The sequence below is a fragment of the Streptomyces xanthochromogenes genome (assembly GCF_014650455.1).
Lineage (GTDB): Bacteria > Actinomycetota > Actinomycetes > Streptomycetales > Streptomycetaceae > Streptomyces > Streptomyces xanthochromogenes.
The window spans coordinates 1-4,301 of sequence record NZ_BMUZ01000037.1; the positions used below are offsets into that span (position 1 = coordinate 1).

The 4,301-nt window shown below is 72.0% G+C and carries 2 protein-coding genes; both read right to left on the reverse strand.

The annotated features are described in order from the left end of the window. Positions 1 to 802: beta-ketoacyl synthase N-terminal-like domain-containing protein (locus tag IE267_RS39225; RefSeq protein WP_189766566.1), on the reverse strand; the 802-nt coding region annotated here is incomplete at its 3' end. A 46-nt stretch (positions 803 to 848) separates the two neighbouring features. Continuing rightward, on the reverse strand, positions 849 to 4,292 hold the full coding sequence (locus IE267_RS39230; protein ID WP_308428899.1) for an SDR family NAD(P)-dependent oxidoreductase: 3,444 nt from the start codon (positions 4,290 to 4,292) through the stop codon (positions 849 to 851). Positions 4,293 to 4,301 lie beyond the last annotated feature (9 nt).

Below are 4,301 nucleotides of genomic sequence, written 5' to 3' on the forward strand. Positions count from 1 at the left end.
ACCACGCCGTACCATCCGCCCCCGCCCCAAACGACTTGATCCGCCCATCAGGCGCCAGACCACGCTGCCGGGAGAAGTCGACGAAGCCGCTCGGGGTGGCCGTCACGGTCGCGCCGCCCGCGAGCGCGAGCGACGATTCGCCGGACCGTACCGACTGCACCGCCAGATGGAGTGCGACGAGGGAGGACGAGCACGCGGTGTCCACCGAGATCGCCGGACCTTCGAAGCCGAAGGTGTAGGCGATACGGCCCGAGGCGACGCTGCTGAGCTTGCTGGTGAGCAGATAGCCCTCGAACTCCTCGGGGCCGTCGAGTCCGAGATAGCTCTGCTCCACGACGCCGGCGAATACGCCGACGCGGCTTCCCCTCAGGGTCGCGGGATCGATTCCCGCCTGCTCGAAGGCCTCCCACGCGGTCTCCAGCAGCAGTCGCTGCTGCGGGTCCATGGCCTGCGCCTCGCGCGGCGAGATGCCGAAGAACCCGGCATCGAAGAGGGGCGCGTCGTGCAGGAAGCCGCCTTCCCGGGTGTAGGAGGTACCTGGTGTGCTCGGGTCCGGGTCGTAGAGCGCGTCCAGGTCCCAGCCGCGGTCGGCGGGGAAGGGCGTGATCCCGTCGACTCCGTCGGCGACGAGCCGCCACAGGTCATCGGGCGAGGCGACCCCGCCGGGGAAGCGGCATGCCATCGAGACGATCGCCACCGGCTCGGCCGCCGCCGCCTCCAGTTCCGCGACCCGTTGCTGCGTCTTGTGCAGATCGGCGGTTACCCATTTGAGGTACTCGACGAGCTTTTCTTCTTTTGACATGGGGGTTCGAATTCTCCTCGTAGCGCAGGGGTTCGCTGAAGCAGCGTCAGCGGCTGGATCGGCCGAGCTGGGCGTCGATGAAGCTGAAGAGCTCATCAGCCGACGCCGATTCGATGACGTCCGACGCGTCGGGTCCCGCGGCCTCGGCGCCCGCTTTCAGTTTCGATACGAGTTTCTGAAGACGCGCCGCGAGCTCGTCCCGCTCGTCCGCCCGGTGCGGTGTCGTCGCCAGGAGGCCTTCGAGGCGGGCGAGTTCAGCCAAAGCGCTCGTCGGTTCCTCGGCATCGTCCGGCAGCAGCCGGTCGAGTATCTCGCCGGCGAGCGCCGCCGGAGTGGGATGGTCGAAGACGGTGGTCGCGGGCAGTGCGACGCCGATGGCGACGCCGAGCCGGTCCCGCAGTTCGACCCCGGTCATCGAGTCGAATCCCATTTCCTGGAAGGACCTGTCCATCGGCACGGAGCCCACGGAGAGGTGTCCCAGCACCGCGGCCACCTCGGCTTGCACCAGGGACAGCGCCCATCGCTCGCGCTCGGCCGCGGTCAGCGGGGCGAGCTGTTCGGCGGCCGAGAGGACGGGGGCGGCGGCGGAGGGCGCGGCTTTACGCCGTGCCGGGCGGTCCGCCACGAGCGTCCGCAGGAGCGGGGGCACCTGATCTCCCGCGCGCGGTACGGCCGTGCTCAACGGTGTGGCCACCAGCGCGGGCGCCCCCGAGGCGAGGGCCCGGTCGAACAGGGTCCGCCCCTGCTCCGGTGTCGTGGGGCGGAATCCGCTGCGGACGAGCCGCTCTGGCTCGGCGTCCCCACGGTCCGTCGGAGCCGTGCCGTCCGCTTCCCACACTCCCCAGGCGATGGACGTCGCGGGAAGCCCGCTCCCCCGTCGGTGCTCGGCGAGAGCGTCCAAGAACGCGTTGGCCGCGGCGTAGTTGGATGCCCCGGGGCCGCCGAACACCCCCACGGTGGAGGAGAACAGCACGAACGCAGCGAGGTCCGCGTCCCGCGTCGCCTCATGCAGATTCCAGGCCCCGTCGGCCTTGGGGCGCAGTACGGCGTCAAGACGTTCCGGCGTCGACGTAGCGAGCGGGCCGTTGTCGATGACGCCCGCGGTGTGCACCACACCGGCCAGGGGGCGGTCTGCGGGAACGTCGGCGAGCAGCAGCGCCAGGGCGGCTCGGTCGGCCACATCGCACGCCGCGAGGGTCACGCCCGTGCCGATCTCGGCGAGATCGGCGACCAGCTTCGCCTCCTCGTTCGTACGCTCTGCCGCGCCACGGGCCAGCACCAGGTGCCTGACTCCGTGTTCCTCGGCCAGGTGCCGGGCGATGGACACGCCGGGCGTGCCGGGTCCGCCGGTGACAAGGACCGTCCCCGCCGGGTGCCAAAAGGGCTTGTCCGGCTCCGCCGCTGCCGGCACCCGCCGAAGCCGGGGCGCCAGTACGCCGTGGGCGCGAAGGGCAGTCTCGGGCCGGGTGGACGCCACGACCTCGGACAGCCGCTCCGTCGTGACCGCTCCGTCGGCGTCGAGAAGGACGATGCGGCCGGGTGCCTCCGACTGCGCGGAGCGCACGAGGCCCCACACCGCGGCTCCGGCGAGGTCGACCATCGGCGAATCCCACATCGCGACGGCGCCCCGGGTCAGCAGGACCAGGGGGACGTCACCGAGCCGGTCGTCCGCGAGCCACTGCTGAAGGAGCGCGAGAATCCGCTGGGTGTCACTGTGCAGGGAAGCGGTCACGTCCTCCGTGTCCGTGCTTGACCACGGCAGAACGACCGCGTCGACCGACGGGGCGGCGGCACCCGCGGCTGCGACGTCCGCGAACCGGGCGGGGAAATGGTCTCCGCCGGTGGCCACGAAGTCGCTGTCGATCGCGCCCAGAACACCCCAGCGCAGCGGCGGCACTTCAGCCTCGGCGGGCCCGGTCACCGGGCCCCATTCGACGGTGAAGAGCGCGTCGCCGTCGTCGGTCCGCGTCGCGCGGAACTCCTCGACGGGGATGTCCCGGTAGCCGATGGAGTCGACGGTCGCAATCAACTCCCCCTGTCCGTCCGTAAGTTGCAGGGCGAGCGTGTGCTCGTCGAGCTCGGTCGCCCGGGCGCGGGCGTCGCGGGCGCCGGTCGCGTACAGCCGCACGCCGTACCAGTCGGCCGGCACCGGCACGGTGTGGCCCTCGCTACTCGGCACCCGTTCGGGCAACGCGTCGCCGAGCAGCTCCGGGTGTATCCCGTACCACGCGGCCTCGTCGGCCAACTCGTCCGAGAGAGCCACGTCCACCGTGCCGTCGCCCGTGGCGGGCGCCACGCGCCCCGTGGTGTCGTCGCGCCGGAAGTACCCCTCGGCGTGCAGCCTCCACGGTGCGCCACCCCCTTCCTCGGGCCCCGAGCCGGAGCCGGAGTCCTGCCGGGAGTGGACGGTCAACGCCCGCCGCCCGCTGTCGTCGGGAGCGCCCGACCTGACCTGGAGCCATACGGCTCCGTCGGCGGAGTCCTCGGGTCGGCCGGAGGGGGCCGGGGGGCCGGGGAACACGAGCGGCGCTCGCAGGTGCAGCTCGTCCAGTACGAGGCTGCCGGCTTCGTCGCCCGCGCGCAGCGCCAGCTCCACCAGTGCGGGCGCCGAGAGGACGGCCGAGCCGAACACGGTGTGCCGCGCGAGCGAGGGATGGGTGCTCAGGGAGATCCGACTGGTGAACAGCGTCTCGCCGCTGTCGGCGACGGAGACCGGCGCGCCGAGCAGCGGATGACCTGCGGCGGTCGGCATCCCATGCGCGTGCCTGGTCCGAGCCGCCGGCTCCAGCCAGTACCGCTCGCGCTGGAAGGCGTATGTCGGCAGCGGGACGCGGCGGGCGCCGGTGCCCGCGAAGAACGCCTCCCAGTCCACCCGCACACCGCGGGCGGCGACGGCGCCGAGTGCGGCGAGCAGAGCCTCCGCCTGGGGGCGGCTTTTGCGCTGGGTCGCCAGGGCCGCCGTGCCCTTTGCCTGCCGGAAGGAATCGGCGGCCATGGGCGCGCAGACACTGTCGGGCCCCACTTCGAGGAACGTGGTGACCCCCGCGTCCTCCAGGGCGCGCACGGCGTCGAGGAACCGCACGGGTTCGCGGACCTGCCGAGCCCAGTAGGTGGGTGACGACCACTGGTCCGGGGTGAGGGCGGCGCCGGTGACGGTGGAGATGACCGGTATCCGCGGCTCGTGGAAGGTGAGACCGCCGAGGGCGGCACGGAATCCGTCGAGCATGGGTTCCATGTGCGAGGAGTGGAAGGCATGTGACACCGAGAGTCGTGTGGTCCTGCGGCCCGCGGCCTTCAACGCCTCCGCCACGGTTTCCGCGGCGTCGGCGTCGCCCGAAATCACCGTGGACGAAGGCGAGTTGACAGCAGCGATACCCACCCCGTCACCGACCCCCCACAACAGAGCCGCCACCTCATCCTCACCCGCCTGCACAGCGAACATCGCCCCACCCGCACGAGCCGACTGCATCAACCGCGACCGCGCCACCACCAAAGCCGC